Below are 14,142 nucleotides of genomic sequence, written 5' to 3' on the forward strand. Positions count from 1 at the left end.
AGGGGACAAGTACCAGTGGCCGAAGGCAGCGCCTCCGCCGGCGAAAGCCGATCGGGAGACGGAGATAGTAGCGGCGCGCTATGGCGCGTCATCAAGGCTTTCTTCCGGGGTCCGGACCACGATCAGTCGCTGCGTGCGCAGATCGAGGAAGCGATCGAGGAACACGAGCACGAGCCGGGGCACAGCGAGGGCGGTGACGGCGATCTCGTACCGCTCGAACGCCAGATGCTCAAGAACCTGCTCCATTTCAGCGAACACGACGCAGACGACGTGGCGATCCCGCGCGGCGAAATCATCGCGATTTCCGCCGAATGCAGCTTCGAGGACGTGGTCGCGGCCTTTGCCGAGCATGGCCACAGCCGCCTGCCGGTCTACCGCGACACGCTCGACGAAGTGATCGGCATGATCCACATCAAGGACGTGTTCCCGCACCTTGCCGCGCTTGCGTTGGAAAAGAAGGCGCCGCCCGAGGACTGGCTTGCCCTGATGCGCCAGCCGCTGTTCGTGCCGCAGGCGCGCGGGGCGATCGACGTGCTGGCGGACATGCGCGCCAGCCGCACGCACCTGGCCGTGGTGATCGACGAATATTCGGGCACCGACGGGATCATCACGATCGAGGATCTGGTCGAGGAAATCGTCGGCGAGATCGAGGATGAGCACGACGATGCGCCGCAGGAACTGCTGACCCGCATAGGGCCGGACATCTGGGACGCCGATGCGCGCGCCGAACTCGATGACGTAGGGGAAATCGTCGATCCGCGGCTTGCCGAAGTTGAAGAAGATGTCGATACGCTGGGTGGCCTTGCCGTCGTTCTTGCCGGTGAGGTTCCGCCCGTCGGCCGCGTGCTCGAACATGCCAGCGGCTGGCGCATCGAAGTGACCGAGGGTGACGAACGCCGGCTGACCCGCCTGCGCCTGCACGCTCCCCAGCCCGCCGAGGCCGAGGAAGAATGATCCGTCGCCTGCCCCCGCTGCGTTCGCTGGAAGCCTTCATCCGCGTCGTGCGCGCCGGGTCTGCCAAGACGGCGGCGGCCGAACTCGCGCTGAGCCCGTCGGCACTGTCGCGCCGGCTGGCCGCGCTCGAGGAATTCGTCGGCAAGCCGCTGTTCGAGCGCAAGCACCAGATGCTGAAGCTGACCGAGGAAGGTCAGGGTCTCTACGACGCGGTAGCGCCGCTGATGGACGAGATGACCGACCGCATCGACCGACTGGTCGACACTGGCAAGGTCATGCGCCTGCGGCTGGGTGTGCTGCCACTGTTCGGCAGCCAGCGCCTGTTCCCGCGGCTGGGCGAGCTGCGCAAGCTGCATCCGCAGCTGCATATCGACATCGACAGTTCGAACGTGGCCGAAACTAAGCTGGGCGACACGATCGATGCTGCGATCATCCTGTCCGAAGGCCCCGACGCGACGCTGCATTCGGTACGGCTCGACCACAACCGGGTCCACGCCATTGCTTCGAAGCAGCTGGTAGAGGAGCTGGGCGAACGGCCCGACGTCAGCAAGCTGTCCAAGCAGACGTTCCTGATCCACAACGACCTGCCGATGAGCTTCGAGGCCTGGAAGCGGGCCCTGCATATCGAGCATCTGGAGCCGGCCGCGATCGACCATTTCGATTCCGGCCAGCTGATCCTGGAAGCTGCGGCGCAAGGCCTGGGCATCGCGATCATGCACGATGACCACTACCTGCGCAGCCACGATCCCCGGCTGGCCCGAGTCTATGACATCGATGTCGACAGCCCCTATTCCTACTGGTTCGTCTGCCGTCCCCGCGCGCTGCAATCGCGGCCGGTGCGCCTGTTCCACGACTGGATGCTGAAGGCAGGGCTGTGACCCGTTCGCGCATCGTCCGGTCGGTGCGAATCCACGTGCCGGTGGAAGCGGAAACGCTGCGCGCGCTGCTGGCGGGCGAGGCAGGCGCGCTTGAAAGCGACCCGACGCTTGCCGCGATGCTTGCGATCATCCGCGAACAGGGCGCGCTGGGCGACTTCGGGCTCTATCACGGCGTTGCCGAGATCACGCTGGGCTGGGAAACCTTCGTGCCGGGGCCCGACGCTTCACCCACGCTGGGCAACGCCGCAGAAACCACGTTCTCGCCCACCGTCACGCTGACCACCTGGATCCGCGAAGGCGCGGCCGAAACGGACGTCGAGACCGCCCTCGATGCGCTGATGGCGGCGCATCCTTGGGAAATCCCGGTGATCGAGGTTGCCGAAAGCCGCCTGCTGCTGCGCGGCTAGAGCACGAAATCGCTCGCTGTGAGTGCCGGTGCGCCATCAATACGGATGGCGAAGTCAGCCTGGCCGTTGCCGTCGATGTCTCCCAGTACCAGACCGACGCCTTGCGAAATGGTGTAGGACAGCTCGCCCGCCTTCTTGCTGAAGGCTGCGCTACCGATCCAGGTGAAAGCCTCGTTGACCGTGGTCGTCGACTTCACCGCATCGATTCCGGAAAGATCGATCTTGTCGCCATCGGACTTGCTGAAGTCGAATATCTCGTCGGCAGCGGCCAAGGCCTTGCCAGCTAGGTCCTTGAGCGCGGTGAAGACGAATGTGTCGGCGCCAGCGCCGCCGACGGTGATGTCCTTGCCTTCGCCACCGATAAGGACATCGGCGCCCGCTCCACCGACCAGGCGGTCCGCACCGGCACCGCCTTCGAGCCGGTTGACTGCGGCATCGCCCACGAGCAGGTCGGCACCGCTGCCGCCGATCAGGTTCTCGATCCCCGACAGGCTGTCGTTTCCGGCGCCCGTCGCCTGAAGGCCAGTGATGTCGAGCGCGACCTTGAGCGCGACGCTGAACGCGGCGTAGGTGGCGGTGTCGACCCCGTCCCCACCGATCAGGACATCGTCGCCCGCGCCGCCATCCAGCGTGTCGTTGCCGGCGCCACCTTCCAGCCGATCGTTGCCGCCATTGCCGGTCAAAGTATCCGCGCCTGCCCCGCCCACAAGCGTGTTGGCGCTGTCGTTGCCGATCAGCGTATCCGCGCCCGATCCGCCGGTCGCATTCTCGATCGTGCAGTTGAAGGCGATGCCGATGTTCTGGCTGAGCGTGACGGAATCATAGGCGAGAGAGGAATAGGCGCCTGCCGCAAGATTGATCGTGCAACCCTTGCTGAAGGACGCCACGCTGAACGTGTCATTGCCCCCGGCGTCCCAGATCGCTTCGAACGACGGGGCCGTTGGAGAGAACGAGTAGACATCGTCACCGGTGTGCCAGCTGGTGTTGGCTCCATAGATCTTCTGTATCGCTAGGATATCGTAGACCATCGGCGTCTTGATCAGGTAAGTCGTCGCGCCGGTCTCCGGGTTGCGCCACCAGACGTTTTCCGGATCGGTGTAGGACATGATCGTGAAGCGCCGGTTGTCGAACCCAGACGGGATCTTGGTGCCTTCGAACGGATGCTTGAGGCCGAGTGCGTGGCCGATTTCGTGCATCATCGCCATGAAGTTGTAAGTGCCGGCCGCGAACGACTGGCCGATGTAGGAATCATCGATCCAGATGTCGCCATGGGCGTTGCTCATCCCGTCGGAGACGCCCAGCGCGTAGCCCCAGTACCGGCTCGGCACCGCCGAGGTGAAAGCAATGCGTATGTCGCCGACCATGCCGGAGGAGGTTTCGGCCACCTGGGTGAAGGCAACTTTGGCGACGCTTGCCCAGGCATCGAAAGCCTTGGCGATCTGTGCGGCCTGGGAAGCGTTTACCGCTCCGGTAACGCTGGCGACATTTTCGCCGAGCCCATAGTTCTGCGCGAAGACGCTGGCCACCCCGTTGGCCCACGGGAAGCTGTACGAAACCTGGGTCGCGCCGCCGTCGATCGTGCTCCACGCGACGCGAGATCCCACCGCGCCCGGCAACAGTCCGTCGATGAACTTGTTGCCGCTCAAAGCATAGCGGCTGACCGCCGATCGATCGGTATAAAGCGCCATTGCAGTCCCCAGAAACCGGCAGGTTCTTGCCGGACGTTGCAGCCTTGACGGCAACGGCGTGAAGGACGCGCTAAGTCTGGCTGCGGGAGGATGCGCAAGGTTACGGGTGCGGCGTTAGCAGCGAAAGGCTGACTTGAGGCGTTTCTGCGCGGCGTTTCAGGAAGTTGTTTGGTGAATAATGTCCGATGCCGTCCTGGCAGGACCATCGAGCAATGCTTGCGCCGGCGCCCCCAGCTGCGCCTTTCGCAAGATCAGCGAGCGAGTCAGCATGGGTGCGCCAATGGCAAGAAAACGCCTTGGTGCCATGCCAAGGAAGGCGTGCGCCTCTCGCACGAAATGCGAATAATCGGTGTAGCCGGGGTCGATCGCCAGCGCACCGTCGCCGCGCCCTGTTGCAAAGATCGCATGGAGCGAGCGCAGGAAGCGCGAGCGGCGCAGCAGGAACTTGGGCGCAAATCCGAACGCGCGGCTGGCAAGCCGTTCGATCGTCCGTTCGGTTGCCATCACTCGTTTGGCCAGCTCGTGAACGGACTGGACCGAGGGATCGAGCAAGGCATTCGTCATCGCCGCAACCCGATCCTCACTGCGCTGGGGGCGGGACAACAGAGGCGCGAGAAACGCATGGAACAGCGCAGGAGCCTCGTCGGGAGAAACACGGCGGATTTCGCTGGCAAACTCGTCGAGGCCGGGGCCGAAAATCGGACCCGGGTCGCCAACCCGGTCCGCCCAATCGACCGCAAGCACGCGTGTGAGGCGCAACCAGCCAAGCGGCGTGAGCCCGGCGCCCACCACTTGTCCCGCGGTACTTTGGGACCACGTCACGGCGCTGCTTGGTCCAAATAGCGACAGGTCCGGCACCCGCACCTTGCGACCTTTCCCGACGCGGACATGCCAATCCGTGCGGGATGTCAAAAGCACGCGCAGGCTGAACCAGGCGGGCTGGAAGACATCGAGATGGTATCGGGCTCGCGGGGGATCCACTTCATAGAAGTGGTATCCGCTGACGAATGGCGCGAGGTCAGCGGCAGGGCGCCAGTAGGCCATGCGACCTTCGCCCACGGCTGCATCGCCGGCGAATGCAGCATCCGCGTTCGAAGATGTCTCTGCCTGTTCTTCGCCGCGCGAAGTCGCAACCCTTTTCATGCCCCGGCTTGAAAAGACCGGGCAGCCAGTCGGTTCCGCGTTGAACCTGCAAAAAAGGGGGCGGATTTCCCCACCCCCTTTTTCAAGCGTAGCAGCTACTTGTGATCAGGCGCTGACCACGCTGGCCTTGCGAATCACGCCCGGGTTTGCCGGCGGCTCGCCCTTGGGCAGCGCGTCGATGTGCTCCATGCCGCTCTCGACTTCACCCCAGACGGTGTACTGCTTGTCGAGGAAACGGGCATCGTCGAAGCAGATGAAGAACTGGCTGTTGGCCGAATGCGGATAGCTGGTCCGCGCCATCGAGCATACGCCACGCACATGGGGTGCATCGTTGAATTCGGCCTGCAGGTCGGGCTTGGACGAGCCGCCCATGCCGGTGCCGTTGGGGCAGCCGCCCTGCGCCATGAAGCCGGGGATCACGCGATGGAACTTGACGCCATCGTAGAAACCTTCGCCCGCAAGCTCCTTGATCCGTTCGACGTGGCCCGGGGCCAGATCGGGACGCAGGTTGATCACGACGTCGCCGGTATCGAGCGACAGCACCAGTTTTTCATTCGCCATGGTGTACACATCCTTTCGGTTTGACGCCGATATAGGGGCTTCCCCAACAAAGTCACGCCGGGCAGGCCAAGGCGGTTGCTTTTGCCCGACCATCGCCTATCCCCGCCTCGATGGAGCGCGAGGAAGACCGGGTCGAGACTCTCCTTGCCGACGGCACCGTCGACCATGGGCCCGACCATGGCGAGGATACGCCGCCGGTCGATGAGACGCGCCATTCGGAAAGCCTCGACGAAGAGGACAACACGCTCAAGCCACGGTTCATCCGCAAGGTAACCGACGCGCTGGAGGCGGATGACCAGGAACAGGTCTACAACCTGGTCGAGCCGCTCCATCCGGCCGACATCGCCGACCTTTTCGAGCTGATCGACGGCGAATATCGCGCACCTTTGGCCCGCGCTATCAACGACCTGCTCGGCTCGGAAGTGATGGCCGAGATGAACGACTGGGTCCGCGAGGACCTTGTCGACGATCTCGAGCCGGAGGAAGTCGCCGAACTCGCCGAGCAGATGGAGACGGACGATGCCGTCGCCATGATCGAGGATCTCGACGAGGAGGACCAGCAGGCCGTCCTCGCCGAGATGGAGCCCGAGGACCGCGCCGCGATCGAAAGCGCGCTGTCGTTCCCCGAGGAATCCGCCGGCCGCCTGATGAGCCGCGACTTCATCGCGGTTCCCGAGCATCTGACCGTCGGCGACCTGATCGACTACATGCGCGAAAGCCGCGATCTCGCGACTGAATTCTGGGAAGTGTTCATCGTCGATCCGAAGCATCGGCCGGTCGGCACCTGCATGCTTTCGTGGATCCTGCGCGCGCCGCGCAGCGTGCCGCTGGCCGACGTGATGAAGCGCGACCAGACGCTGATCCCGGTTGCCATGGATCAGGAAGAAGTCGCGCTGCGCTTTCAGAAGTACGCGCTGATTTCGGCCGCCGTGGTCGATGACGCAGGCCGCCTGGTTGGTCAGATCACCGTCGATGACGTGGTCCACATCATTCAGGAAGAAGCGGGCGAGGACGCCCTGCTGCTTTCGGGCGCAGGCGAAGGCGACATCAACGAGCCGCTGCCACGCACCATCCGCACCCGGATGTGGTGGCTGTTCATCAATCTGGGCACGGCGATCCTTGCCTCGTCGGTCGTGGCGCTGTTCGAAAGCACGATCACGCGGCTCGTCACGCTCGCCGTGCTGATGCCGATCGTTACCGGCATGGGCGGCAACGCCGCGACGCAGACGATGACGGTGACCGTGCGCGCGCTCGCCACCAACCAGCTGACCAGTTCCAACACCTGGCGCATGATCGTGCGCGAATGGTGGATCGCATCGGCCAACGGCTGGGGCCTTGGCTTGCTGATGGCGATGACCTGCCAGGTAATCTATCAGGACTGGATGCTATCGTTCGTGCTGCTGCTGGCGATGATCCTCAATTCGATCAACGCCGGGCTTTCGGGCGTGCTTATCCCGTTGGGGCTGGACAAGCTGAAAATCGACCCGGCCGTAACTTCCACGGTTTTCGTCACGACCATGACCGACACACTGGGCTTCTTCTTCTTCCTGGGCCTTGCAGAAGTCTTCGCGCTGCACTGAGGGCCGGTTTGCACAGTGGCGTGCGGCTGCCTATCTCGAACCTGATGCCGCTACACATGACCAAGGTCGCCTACGGGGCGCAGTCGCTCGACGAAGTCCATGGCTGGTTCCGGACGCGCGGGGCCGAGGCTCGCCTCACCACCCGCTACCTGCCCAAGCGGCATGCCGAGATGGTCGGCGGGTCGCTGTTCTGGATACTCAAGCACCAGCTCGTGGCGCGCTCCCCGATCATCGGTTTCGAGGAAGCACCGGACGGACGGACGAACATCGTCATCACGACGAAGCTGATCGACGTTCACCCCAAGCCCAAGCGCGCCCATCAGGGATGGCGCTACCTTGAGGATGCGGACGCCCCGCGCGATCTTGCGGATGGCGAAAGCGCCGACATGCTGCCGCCTTCGCTGGCTGGCGAGCTTGCCAAGCTGGGACTGGTTTGAGACCGCCGTCGCCGCGGCAGCTTCAATCGTCTTCCGCTGCTTCCAGCGAGCTGGCGATGCCTTGTTCGGCATCCGTCGCCTCCGCAATGAGTGTGCGCAGGGCCTCTGCCGTATCGCGCAGCAGCCGCGAACTGATCGGCCTCTCGCCGTTAACGAAGCGGCGGATGGCGCGCTCGTCGATGCCGAGGCGACGCGACGCCGCCGTCACGCCTCCCAGCACCTGGATGCAGTGGGCGAAGTGGTCTTGCAGCGAAGTAGGGTTCGTCATGGTGCGCTTTCTTCTCGGCGGGCCTTCAAAGGCCCGTACCGTGCGGCGAGGACAATCTCCAGCCTGGCCCCCCTACCCCTCAGCCGCCGCCCGCTCGCGCTCCTTCTGCACCACCTTGCGCAGGACGTTGGCATACGTCTGCTGGTCCTGCGCACCCGGCACCATGAACTTGCCGTTGATGACCATGGCCGGCACGCCGCTGACGTTCATGTCCCAGGCCTGCCGCTGGCCCGCCATGACCAGCCGATCGATCTCCGGATCGTCGAGCGCGGCTTCGGCTGCGTTGCGATCGAGTCCGGTCTCCTCCGCAATGTCGAGCAGGACTTCGCGATCGGCCATGTTGCGGCGGTACTGGAAGTGCGCATCGAACATGGCGTGCTTCAGCCGGCCCTGCACTTGGGGCCCCAGATCGCGAAGGGCCCATACCAGCAGACGGTGGGCGGCACGAGTGTTCCACATCCATGCCGGCGGGGCTTCTCCCTCGCCCGCATAGTCGAACGAATAGCCCGCGCTTTCGCCGATCGTCCTGATGCGCGAGCGTCCTTCCGCCGCTTGTTCCGGGCTTGAGCCGTACTTGCGCCGGATGTGCGCCGCGCTCTCCTCGCCTTCGGGCGGCATGTCGGGATTGAGCTCGAAGGGATGGAAACGGATTTCCGCCTCGATCTCGCCCTCGAGCGTCTCGAGCGCGTTTTCAAGTTGGCGAGTGCCGATGATGCACCACGGGCACATCACGTCGGACCAGATATCGACGATGACCTTGTCGGGAGCGCTCATCTTTGCAGCCACCACTTGAGAAGATGATGCGCCACCGCGAACGGCGGGGGCGCGATAAAGGCGCCGGATTCGTCTCCGGACATTGCCTGTTCGACCTCGGCGCGGGTGAACCAGCGGGCATCGTCCAGTTCGGTCTTGTCGATCACGATGGTCTTGTCATCGGCCACCGCGCAGCAGCCGATCATCAGCGACGAGGGGAACGGCCAGGGCTGGCTGGCGACATAGATCACATCGCGCGCCTTCACGCCCGCTTCCTCGAACACTTCGCGTGCGACGGCCTCCTCGATCGATTCGCCCGGCTCGACGAACCCGGCAAGCGCGGAATAGCGCTTGGGCGGGAAGCGCGGCTGGCGGCCTAGCAGCAGCTCACCGTCGCATTCGACGAGCATGATCGTCACGGGATCGACGCGGGGATAGTGTTCGGCCTTGCACGCTTCGTTGGTGCAGATGCGCTGCCAGCCGCCCTTGGCCAGCGTGGTCGGACTGCCGCACTTGGCGCAAAAGCGGTGCCGCGCGTGCCAGTCCACCAGGCTGCGTGCACCACCGTAAGTCGCCAACTCGGCGCCCGGCAGCATGCTCATCGCCTGCCATAGCCGGGGATTGGGCGGGGCGACGCTGCCGATCAGGCCCGGGCTGACTTCGGCGAAGCAGCCGCGCCCGTCTTCGGACAGGCCCAGGAACACGAGTTCCGCCGTCGGATCGGCGTCGGCCAAGGTGCCCCAGGCAAGTCCCCCGTCATCAGCGATCACCGGATCGATGCCATCAAGCTTGAGCAGCCTTGCCCGCCAGTTCATCAGTCCAGCGAGCTGTTCCGGGTCCGACCGCACGTGATCGGCGCGGTCGAGCCCGGACCCGGCAAAGGCAATCGTCGTTTCCACCATCAAGCAGCCCTTTTCATTCGCGCCAGGACATCGGCAAGCATGGCCGCGCGGAATTCATCCTGCACCGGCAATGCATCGGCCGGCATGTACTGGGTATAGAGTCCGGCCCTGAGGCCGATGCGTGTGTTGACGAAGCCGACCGTACCGGCCGCCCCTGCCCAACCGAAGGTACCTGCATCCTGCCCGAGCCCCACGCGCCCGCCTGCTCCGAAACCGCCGCTCTTGACGAAGCGGTCCTCGACAACCGCGGCAGGCGGCAGAAGGTTGCTGGTGCCAAGACGGACGGCGGCTTCGTCCATGACCCGCGTTCGGCCCAGCCTCCCGCCATTGGCCAGCATCATTAGAAAGCGGTCGTAATCGCGGGGACTTGAGACAAGGCCCGCACCGCCGAAGGGGAAAGCAGGCTTGTCGAGATAGACCGAGGTCCGGGCCGGATCGAGCGGCACCGCCACATCGCCCAGCAGGCCATAGTTCGTGGTAAGCCGGGCCGCCTGGTTCGCGGGAACGGTGAAAGACGTGCTCGTCATCCCGGCAGGGCCGAAGATGCGCTGCCGAAGGAAAGTGTCGAACGGCATGCCAGCGACGATTTCGATCACTCGTCCCAGCAGATCGAGCGAGACCGAATAGCTCCAGCGCGTGCCCGGTTCGTAGACCAAAGGAAGACCTGCCAGCCGTTCGGCGAACTCGGCAAGGTTCGGTGCTGCCTTGCCGAAGAACATTCCCGGCACCGGCACGCGGCTGACCTGCCCCGGCACGATGCCCGCCTTTTCATAGGCTTCCTTGATCGGGCCCTTCTGTATGATGGTGTAGCCAAGGCCCGACGTGTGTGTGAGCAAGTGGCGGATGGTGATCGCGGTGGTTGCCGGGCGGACATGATCAACCGGTGCATCCGGCGAAACCAGCACCTGCATCCGGGCAAAGGCCGGGATGATATCGGCAAGCGGCTGGTCTAGCCCGAGCCGCCCTTCCCCGACGAGGATCATCGCCGCCATGCCGGTGACCGGCTTCGTCATAGAATAGATCCGGAACAGGCTGTCGGGGCCGATCGGATGGGCATCACCCTTGGTGCCCGCGCCGCGCGCGATGACTTCCATGGGCGCTTCGCCCCAACCCGCAGTCGCGACAAGGCCGGAAAGTTTGCCTTGGGTCGCGTACCGATCGACCAGCGACGCGACCTGCGGATAATTCCCTACCGCCGCCACCCTGTCTGTCGCCGTGTCCACCGCCCAGGCCCACCGCGGGGCCAGCGTCAGACCTGCGCCCAGCACCGCGCCTGAACGCAGCAATTCTCGCCGCGAGATCGTCATCCTTCGCGTCCTTGCCTTTCTGCCAGCGCCAACCGTGCCGCCTTGGCAAACACGGTGGGCAGGCCGGCCGCCTCGATATTCGAAAGCGGCCACCATTCTCCCAATTCTAGTTCACGTGGCAGACTACCGATTTCAGGCGAACCGCAAAGCATCAATTGCAATTCGAGATCGAAATGGGTGAAACCGTGACGAACCACGCCACCCGACCGCCATGCGGTGTCCATGGGTGCCCCCAGACCGTCCATGCGCGCTGACCAGCCGTCGTCCGGCAAGGCCCGCATGCCGCCCAGCATGCCCTTGCCTTCACGCCGCACCAGAAGAACGCAACCATCGCGTTCGATCCAGAAGGCACGGCCCTTGCGCACGGGCTTTGCTTTCTTGGCCGCCTTGACCGGCAGGCGCTCTGGTTCGCCCTGGCCGTAGCCGATGCAGTGCGGGCGAAGCGGACAAAGCAGGCAGCGCGGCGCCTTGACCGTGCAGATCGTGGCGCCAAGATCCATCATGCCTTGCGCGAAATCTCCCGCCCTTCGATCGGGCGTGATCCGGTCGGTCGCCGCGCGGATCGCTGGCCGCGCAGCTGGCAAGGGCGTATCGATCGCAAAGAGCCGTGCCACCACCCGCTCGACATTGGCATCGACCACCACAGCGCGCTGATCGAAGGCGATCGCGGCAACCGCGGCGGCGGTGTAATCGCCCAGACCCGGCAGCTGGCGCAGGCCCTGCTCGGTAGAGGGAAAGGCGCCCAGCCGCGCGACTTCCCGGGCGCAGGCCAGAAGATTGCGGGCGCGGGCGTAATAACCAAGGCCCGCCCATGCCGCCATGACATCCGCATCCTCGGCCGCCGCTAGATCCTCGACCCGCGGCCAGTGTGCGAGAAACCGCGCATAGTAGGGCCCCACAGCTGCGACGGTCGTCTGCTGAAGCATGACTTCGGACAGCCACACCCGATAGGGATGCTGGCGCTCTTCGCCGGGAAGCTTGCGCCATGGCAAGCGACGCGCATGTGTGTCGTACCAGGCGAGAAGCGCGTCCGAAACGGCTGCCTTCGAATCTGCGGAGGATGAAAGAGTCGCGCCACTGGCTTGCATCGCCACGCTATGGCATGGCGGCAGGCGTTATGGAACGCGATCCCGCCAAGCCTCGTCCCCTTGCCCCAAAGGCTGCTGCCAAGACCAGCGCAAAGCACGGCCAGCCGCGCGAATACGAACGCCCCCGTGGCGGTGAAGCGCGCCAGATCGCGGACCTGATGCCGGCCATCGGGCGTACTGCTTTCCGCCGGTTCGGCTTCGTACAGAGTTCGGTGGTCACGCGCTGGCCCGAGATCGTCGGCGAGGCGCACGCACGCCATTGCGCGCCCGAGTCCATTCGTTTCCCGCCTGGCGAAAAGTCGGACGGTATTCTCCAGCTTGTCGTTACGCCGGCGCATGCGCCACTCATCCAGCACGTCGCGCCCGAGATCATGGAGCGGGTGAACCGCTTCTTCGGCTATCGCGCCGTGGCCAAGGTCAAGCTTCGGCAAGGCGTGGTTCAGCCACCAAAGGCCAATACCCCCGCGCGTCCGGCCGCTCCGCCATCGCTCAAGCCGATCCCGATGGAACTGGGCGACAGCTTGCGCGATATCGGCGACCCGGAATTGCGGACCGTGCTCGAATCGCTGGCGCGCAGCCTTGGCGAAGCGAGTGGTCGGGGCACGATCGATACGGAGTGAGGGGCAAGATGCTGCGAAAGTTGGGAATGATCGTGCTGGCGCTGTTCGGCGTCGTTGCGCTGGCGGGCGCCGGAAAGCCGCTGCCAGCCAGAAGCGTCGGGAACTGGAACGCGACCGTTGTGCGCACGCCTATCGACAGCCACCTGCTCGGCAACCCCAACGCCAAGGTCAAGCTGGTCGAATACATCAGCTACACCTGCCCGCACTGCGCCCATTTCGAGCAGGAATCCGACGCTCAGTTGCGCATCGGCTTCATCGCCACGGGCAAGGGTTCGATCGAAGTGCGCAGCTTCGTGCGCGATGGCATCGACATGACCGTCGCGCTGCTAACCCACTGTGGCGCGCCCAACCGGTTCTTTGCCAACCACAACGCCTTCCTGCGCAGCCAGCAGACCTGGATCGCGCCGGTCATGACGGCGACCGAAGCGCAGAAAGCGCGCTGGTACAACGGACCGCTGCCATCGCGCACGCGTGCCATTGCAGCAGACCTGCATCTCTACGATATCATGGAGAAACGGGGCTATTCGCGCGCCGAAACCGATCGGTGTCTGGCCGATACCGCACTTGCGGGGCGTCTTGCCAAGCACACCCAGGAAGCGGTCGACAACGACTACGTCAACGGAACGCCGAGCTTCGTGCTCAACGGCGTGCCGCTGGCCGGTACCTATTCGTGGGCCGCGCTCAAGCCCCAGCTTGAAGCGGCGCTTAATTGAGCTGCTTCAATGCACCGCGATGATCGGCTAGTCCGTTCGCAAACACCCCTTCAACAGCTATCGGAAAATCCACGATGAAGCCTGCTGTCACCCGTCTCGCGCTCGGCCTGGCCGCTTTGCCGCTCGCTCTCGGCCTTGCCGCCTGTGGCAAGAAGGATGCTGCCGCACCGACTGGGGAGATTGCAGAAGGGGCACCGGTCGCCGCAGTTGCGCCGCCGGCCGGCAAGACCTGGTCGGACGTGATCGTGACCACGCCCGAAGGCGGCTACCTGATGGGTAACCCCAACGCGCCGATCAAGCTGCTCGAATTCGGCGCCCTGTCGTGCTCGCACTGTGCCGCCTTCTCGAAGGAAGGCTTCCCCAAGCTGCGAGACGAATATGTCAATTCCGGCAAGGTTAGCTACGAGCTGCGCCTCTTCATGCTCAACGCGCTGGACATTCCGGCCGCGCTGCTCGCCATCTGCGGATCGCCCGAAGCCGTCATTCCGCTCAGCGAACAGTTCTGGGACTGGCAGCCGAACATGTTCGCAAACCTGCAGAAGGCGGGCGACGCTGCCTACAAGGACGCTGCGGCTTCACCGCCGGCACAGCGCTTCACCAAGATCGCCACGATGAGCGGCATGACCGAATTCTTCAATGCGCGCGGCATCGCGGCGGACAAGGCCAGCACGTGCGTGACCGATACGGCCAAGGCCACCGCGCTCGCCAATGCGACAGACAAGGCCTCGCAGGATTACGACGTGACCGGCACGCCCACCTTCATCCTCAACGGGACGAAGACCGGCGTCGCCACGTGGGACGCGCTTGAACCGATGATCAAGAAGGCCGGCGCACGCTGATGCG

Annotated in this window: 16 protein-coding genes; 8 read left to right on the top strand and 8 right to left on the bottom strand. The window is 64.6% G+C overall.

Annotated features, from left to right (window positions below; all coding sequences use genetic code 11):
• Window positions 1–15: 15 nt before the first annotated feature.
• From AACH40_RS13245 to AACH40_RS13255, 3 genes are read left to right on the top strand one after another with little or no spacing between them, the layout of a single operon-like run.
• The gene (locus AACH40_RS13245; RefSeq protein WP_169491839.1) at window positions 16–954 is read left to right on the top strand and encodes a CBS domain-containing protein; all 939 of its coding nucleotides are present in this window, start codon (window positions 16–18) and stop codon (window positions 952–954) included.
• The gene (locus AACH40_RS13250) at window positions 951–1,832 is read left to right on the top strand and encodes a LysR substrate-binding domain-containing protein (RefSeq protein WP_338642816.1); all 882 of its coding nucleotides are present in this window, start codon (window positions 951–953) and stop codon (window positions 1,830–1,832) included. The genes AACH40_RS13245 and AACH40_RS13250 overlap by 4 nt, the downstream gene beginning before the upstream one ends.
• Window positions 1,829–2,239, top strand: coding sequence for a hypothetical protein (locus tag AACH40_RS13255; protein WP_338642817.1), 411 nt, complete (start codon window positions 1,829–1,831; stop codon window positions 2,237–2,239). Before AACH40_RS13250 ends, AACH40_RS13255 begins: the two co-directional genes overlap by 4 nt.
• Here AACH40_RS13255 and AACH40_RS13260 read toward each other — a convergent pair.
• The 3 genes from AACH40_RS13260 to AACH40_RS13270 all read right to left on the bottom strand — a co-directional run bounded on the left by AACH40_RS13260 (window position 2,236) and on the right by AACH40_RS13270 (window position 5,631).
• A complete protein-coding gene (locus tag AACH40_RS13260; RefSeq protein ID WP_338642818.1) occupies window positions 2,236–3,927 on the bottom strand; it encodes a M10 family metallopeptidase in 1,692 nt (563 codons plus the stop codon). The two genes, AACH40_RS13255 and AACH40_RS13260, sit on opposite strands and share 4 nt — an antisense overlap.
• Before the next feature lie 156 nt (window positions 3,928–4,083).
• On the bottom strand, window positions 4,084–5,070 hold the full coding sequence (locus AACH40_RS13265) for a helix-turn-helix domain-containing protein (protein WP_338642819.1): 987 nt from the start codon (window positions 5,068–5,070) through the stop codon (window positions 4,084–4,086).
• Between the two features lie 105 nt (window positions 5,071–5,175).
• On the bottom strand, window positions 5,176–5,631 hold the full coding sequence (locus tag AACH40_RS13270; protein ID WP_338642820.1) for a peptidylprolyl isomerase: 456 nt from the start codon (window positions 5,629–5,631) through the stop codon (window positions 5,176–5,178).
• A 110-nt stretch (window positions 5,632–5,741) separates the two neighbouring features.
• Between AACH40_RS13270 and mgtE the strand changes: the two genes are divergently transcribed.
• Together mgtE and AACH40_RS13280 are read left to right on the top strand one after the other, a co-directional pair.
• Complete coding sequence (gene mgtE / locus AACH40_RS13275) at window positions 5,742–7,211, top strand: magnesium transporter (RefSeq protein WP_338642821.1); 1,470 nt, start codon at window positions 5,742–5,744, stop codon at window positions 7,209–7,211.
• Between the two features lie 44 nt (window positions 7,212–7,255).
• On the top strand, window positions 7,256–7,648 hold the full coding sequence (locus AACH40_RS13280; RefSeq protein ID WP_169492101.1) for a DUF1489 family protein: 393 nt from the start codon (window positions 7,256–7,258) through the stop codon (window positions 7,646–7,648).
• 22 nt (window positions 7,649–7,670) lie between these two features.
• On the opposite strand, the gene AACH40_RS13285 is transcribed toward AACH40_RS13280, so the two are convergent.
• From AACH40_RS13285 to AACH40_RS13305, 5 genes are all read right to left on the bottom strand, one after another.
• The gene (locus AACH40_RS13285) at window positions 7,671–7,916 is read right to left on the bottom strand and encodes a hypothetical protein (RefSeq protein WP_338642822.1); all 246 of its coding nucleotides are present in this window, start codon (window positions 7,914–7,916) and stop codon (window positions 7,671–7,673) included.
• A gap of 72 nt (window positions 7,917–7,988) precedes the next feature.
• Complete coding sequence (locus AACH40_RS13290; protein WP_338642823.1) at window positions 7,989–8,690, bottom strand: DsbA family oxidoreductase; 702 nt, start codon at window positions 8,688–8,690, stop codon at window positions 7,989–7,991.
• Window positions 8,687–9,571: an NAD(+) diphosphatase gene (gene nudC / locus AACH40_RS13295; protein ID WP_338646088.1), complete on the bottom strand. Its 885-nt coding sequence runs from the start codon at window positions 9,569–9,571 to the stop codon at window positions 8,687–8,689. The genes AACH40_RS13290 and nudC overlap by 4 nt, the downstream gene beginning before the upstream one ends.
• Window positions 9,571–10,878 (bottom strand): serine hydrolase domain-containing protein, encoded by a 1,308-nt coding sequence (locus AACH40_RS13300; protein ID WP_338642824.1) that lies wholly within the window; start codon window positions 10,876–10,878, stop codon window positions 9,571–9,573. Before AACH40_RS13300 ends, nudC begins: the two co-directional genes overlap by 1 nt.
• Window positions 10,875–11,966, bottom strand: a complete 1,092-nt coding sequence (locus tag AACH40_RS13305) for an A/G-specific adenine glycosylase (RefSeq protein ID WP_338646090.1) — start codon at window positions 11,964–11,966, stop codon at window positions 10,875–10,877. The genes AACH40_RS13300 and AACH40_RS13305 overlap by 4 nt, the downstream gene beginning before the upstream one ends.
• A gap of 29 nt (window positions 11,967–11,995) precedes the next feature.
• Here AACH40_RS13305 and AACH40_RS13310 point away from each other — a divergent pair, with 29 nt between their 5' ends.
• From AACH40_RS13310 to AACH40_RS13320, 3 genes are all read left to right on the top strand, one after another.
• Window positions 11,996–12,586 (top strand): DUF721 domain-containing protein, encoded by a 591-nt coding sequence (locus AACH40_RS13310; RefSeq protein WP_338642825.1) that lies wholly within the window; start codon window positions 11,996–11,998, stop codon window positions 12,584–12,586.
• Between the two features lie 8 nt (window positions 12,587–12,594).
• Window positions 12,595–13,299 (top strand): thioredoxin domain-containing protein, encoded by a 705-nt coding sequence (locus AACH40_RS13315; RefSeq protein ID WP_338642826.1) that lies wholly within the window; start codon window positions 12,595–12,597, stop codon window positions 13,297–13,299.
• A gap of 74 nt (window positions 13,300–13,373) precedes the next feature.
• A complete protein-coding gene (locus tag AACH40_RS13320; RefSeq protein WP_338642827.1) occupies window positions 13,374–14,138 on the top strand; it encodes a DsbA family protein in 765 nt (254 codons plus the stop codon).
• Window positions 14,139–14,142: the final 4 nt, after the last annotated feature.

It is taken from the genome of Novosphingobium olei (assembly GCF_037076535.1).
Classification (GTDB): domain Bacteria; phylum Pseudomonadota; class Alphaproteobacteria; order Sphingomonadales; family Sphingomonadaceae; genus Novosphingobium; species Novosphingobium olei.

What these genes read in the sequence shown, in the direction of transcription:
- mgtE (WP_338642821.1), top strand. Translation starts at nt 5,742, where the DNA reads ATGGAGCGCGAGGAAGACCGGGTCGAGACTCTCCTTGCCGACGGCACC.
- AACH40_RS13315 (WP_338642826.1), top strand. Translation starts at nt 12,595, where the DNA reads ATGCTGCGAAAGTTGGGAATGATCGTGCTGGCGCTGTTCGGCGTCGTT.
- AACH40_RS13260 (WP_338642818.1), bottom strand. Translation starts at nt 3,927, where the DNA reads ATGGCGCTTTATACCGATCGATCGGCGGTCAGCCGCTATGCTTTGAGC.
- AACH40_RS13265 (WP_338642819.1), bottom strand. Translation starts at nt 5,070, where the DNA reads ATGAAAAGGGTTGCGACTTCGCGCGGCGAAGAACAGGCAGAGACATCT.
- AACH40_RS13250 (WP_338642816.1), top strand. Translation starts at nt 951, where the DNA reads ATGATCCGTCGCCTGCCCCCGCTGCGTTCGCTGGAAGCCTTCATCCGC.
- AACH40_RS13300 (WP_338642824.1), bottom strand. Translation starts at nt 10,878, where the DNA reads ATGACGATCTCGCGGCGAGAATTGCTGCGTTCAGGCGCGGTGCTGGGC.
- AACH40_RS13290 (WP_338642823.1), bottom strand. Translation starts at nt 8,690, where the DNA reads ATGAGCGCTCCCGACAAGGTCATCGTCGATATCTGGTCCGACGTGATG.
- AACH40_RS13270 (WP_338642820.1), bottom strand. Translation starts at nt 5,631, where the DNA reads ATGGCGAATGAAAAACTGGTGCTGTCGCTCGATACCGGCGACGTCGTG.
- AACH40_RS13320 (WP_338642827.1), top strand. Translation starts at nt 13,374, where the DNA reads ATGAAGCCTGCTGTCACCCGTCTCGCGCTCGGCCTGGCCGCTTTGCCG.
- AACH40_RS13280 (WP_169492101.1), top strand. Translation starts at nt 7,256, where the DNA reads ATGCCGCTACACATGACCAAGGTCGCCTACGGGGCGCAGTCGCTCGAC.
- AACH40_RS13310 (WP_338642825.1), top strand. Translation starts at nt 11,996, where the DNA reads ATGGAACGCGATCCCGCCAAGCCTCGTCCCCTTGCCCCAAAGGCTGCT.
- nudC (WP_338646088.1), bottom strand. Translation starts at nt 9,571, where the DNA reads ATGGTGGAAACGACGATTGCCTTTGCCGGGTCCGGGCTCGACCGCGCC.
- AACH40_RS13285 (WP_338642822.1), bottom strand. Translation starts at nt 7,916, where the DNA reads ATGACGAACCCTACTTCGCTGCAAGACCACTTCGCCCACTGCATCCAG.
- AACH40_RS13305 (WP_338646090.1), bottom strand. Translation starts at nt 11,966, where the DNA reads ATGCAAGCCAGTGGCGCGACTCTTTCATCCTCCGCAGATTCGAAGGCA.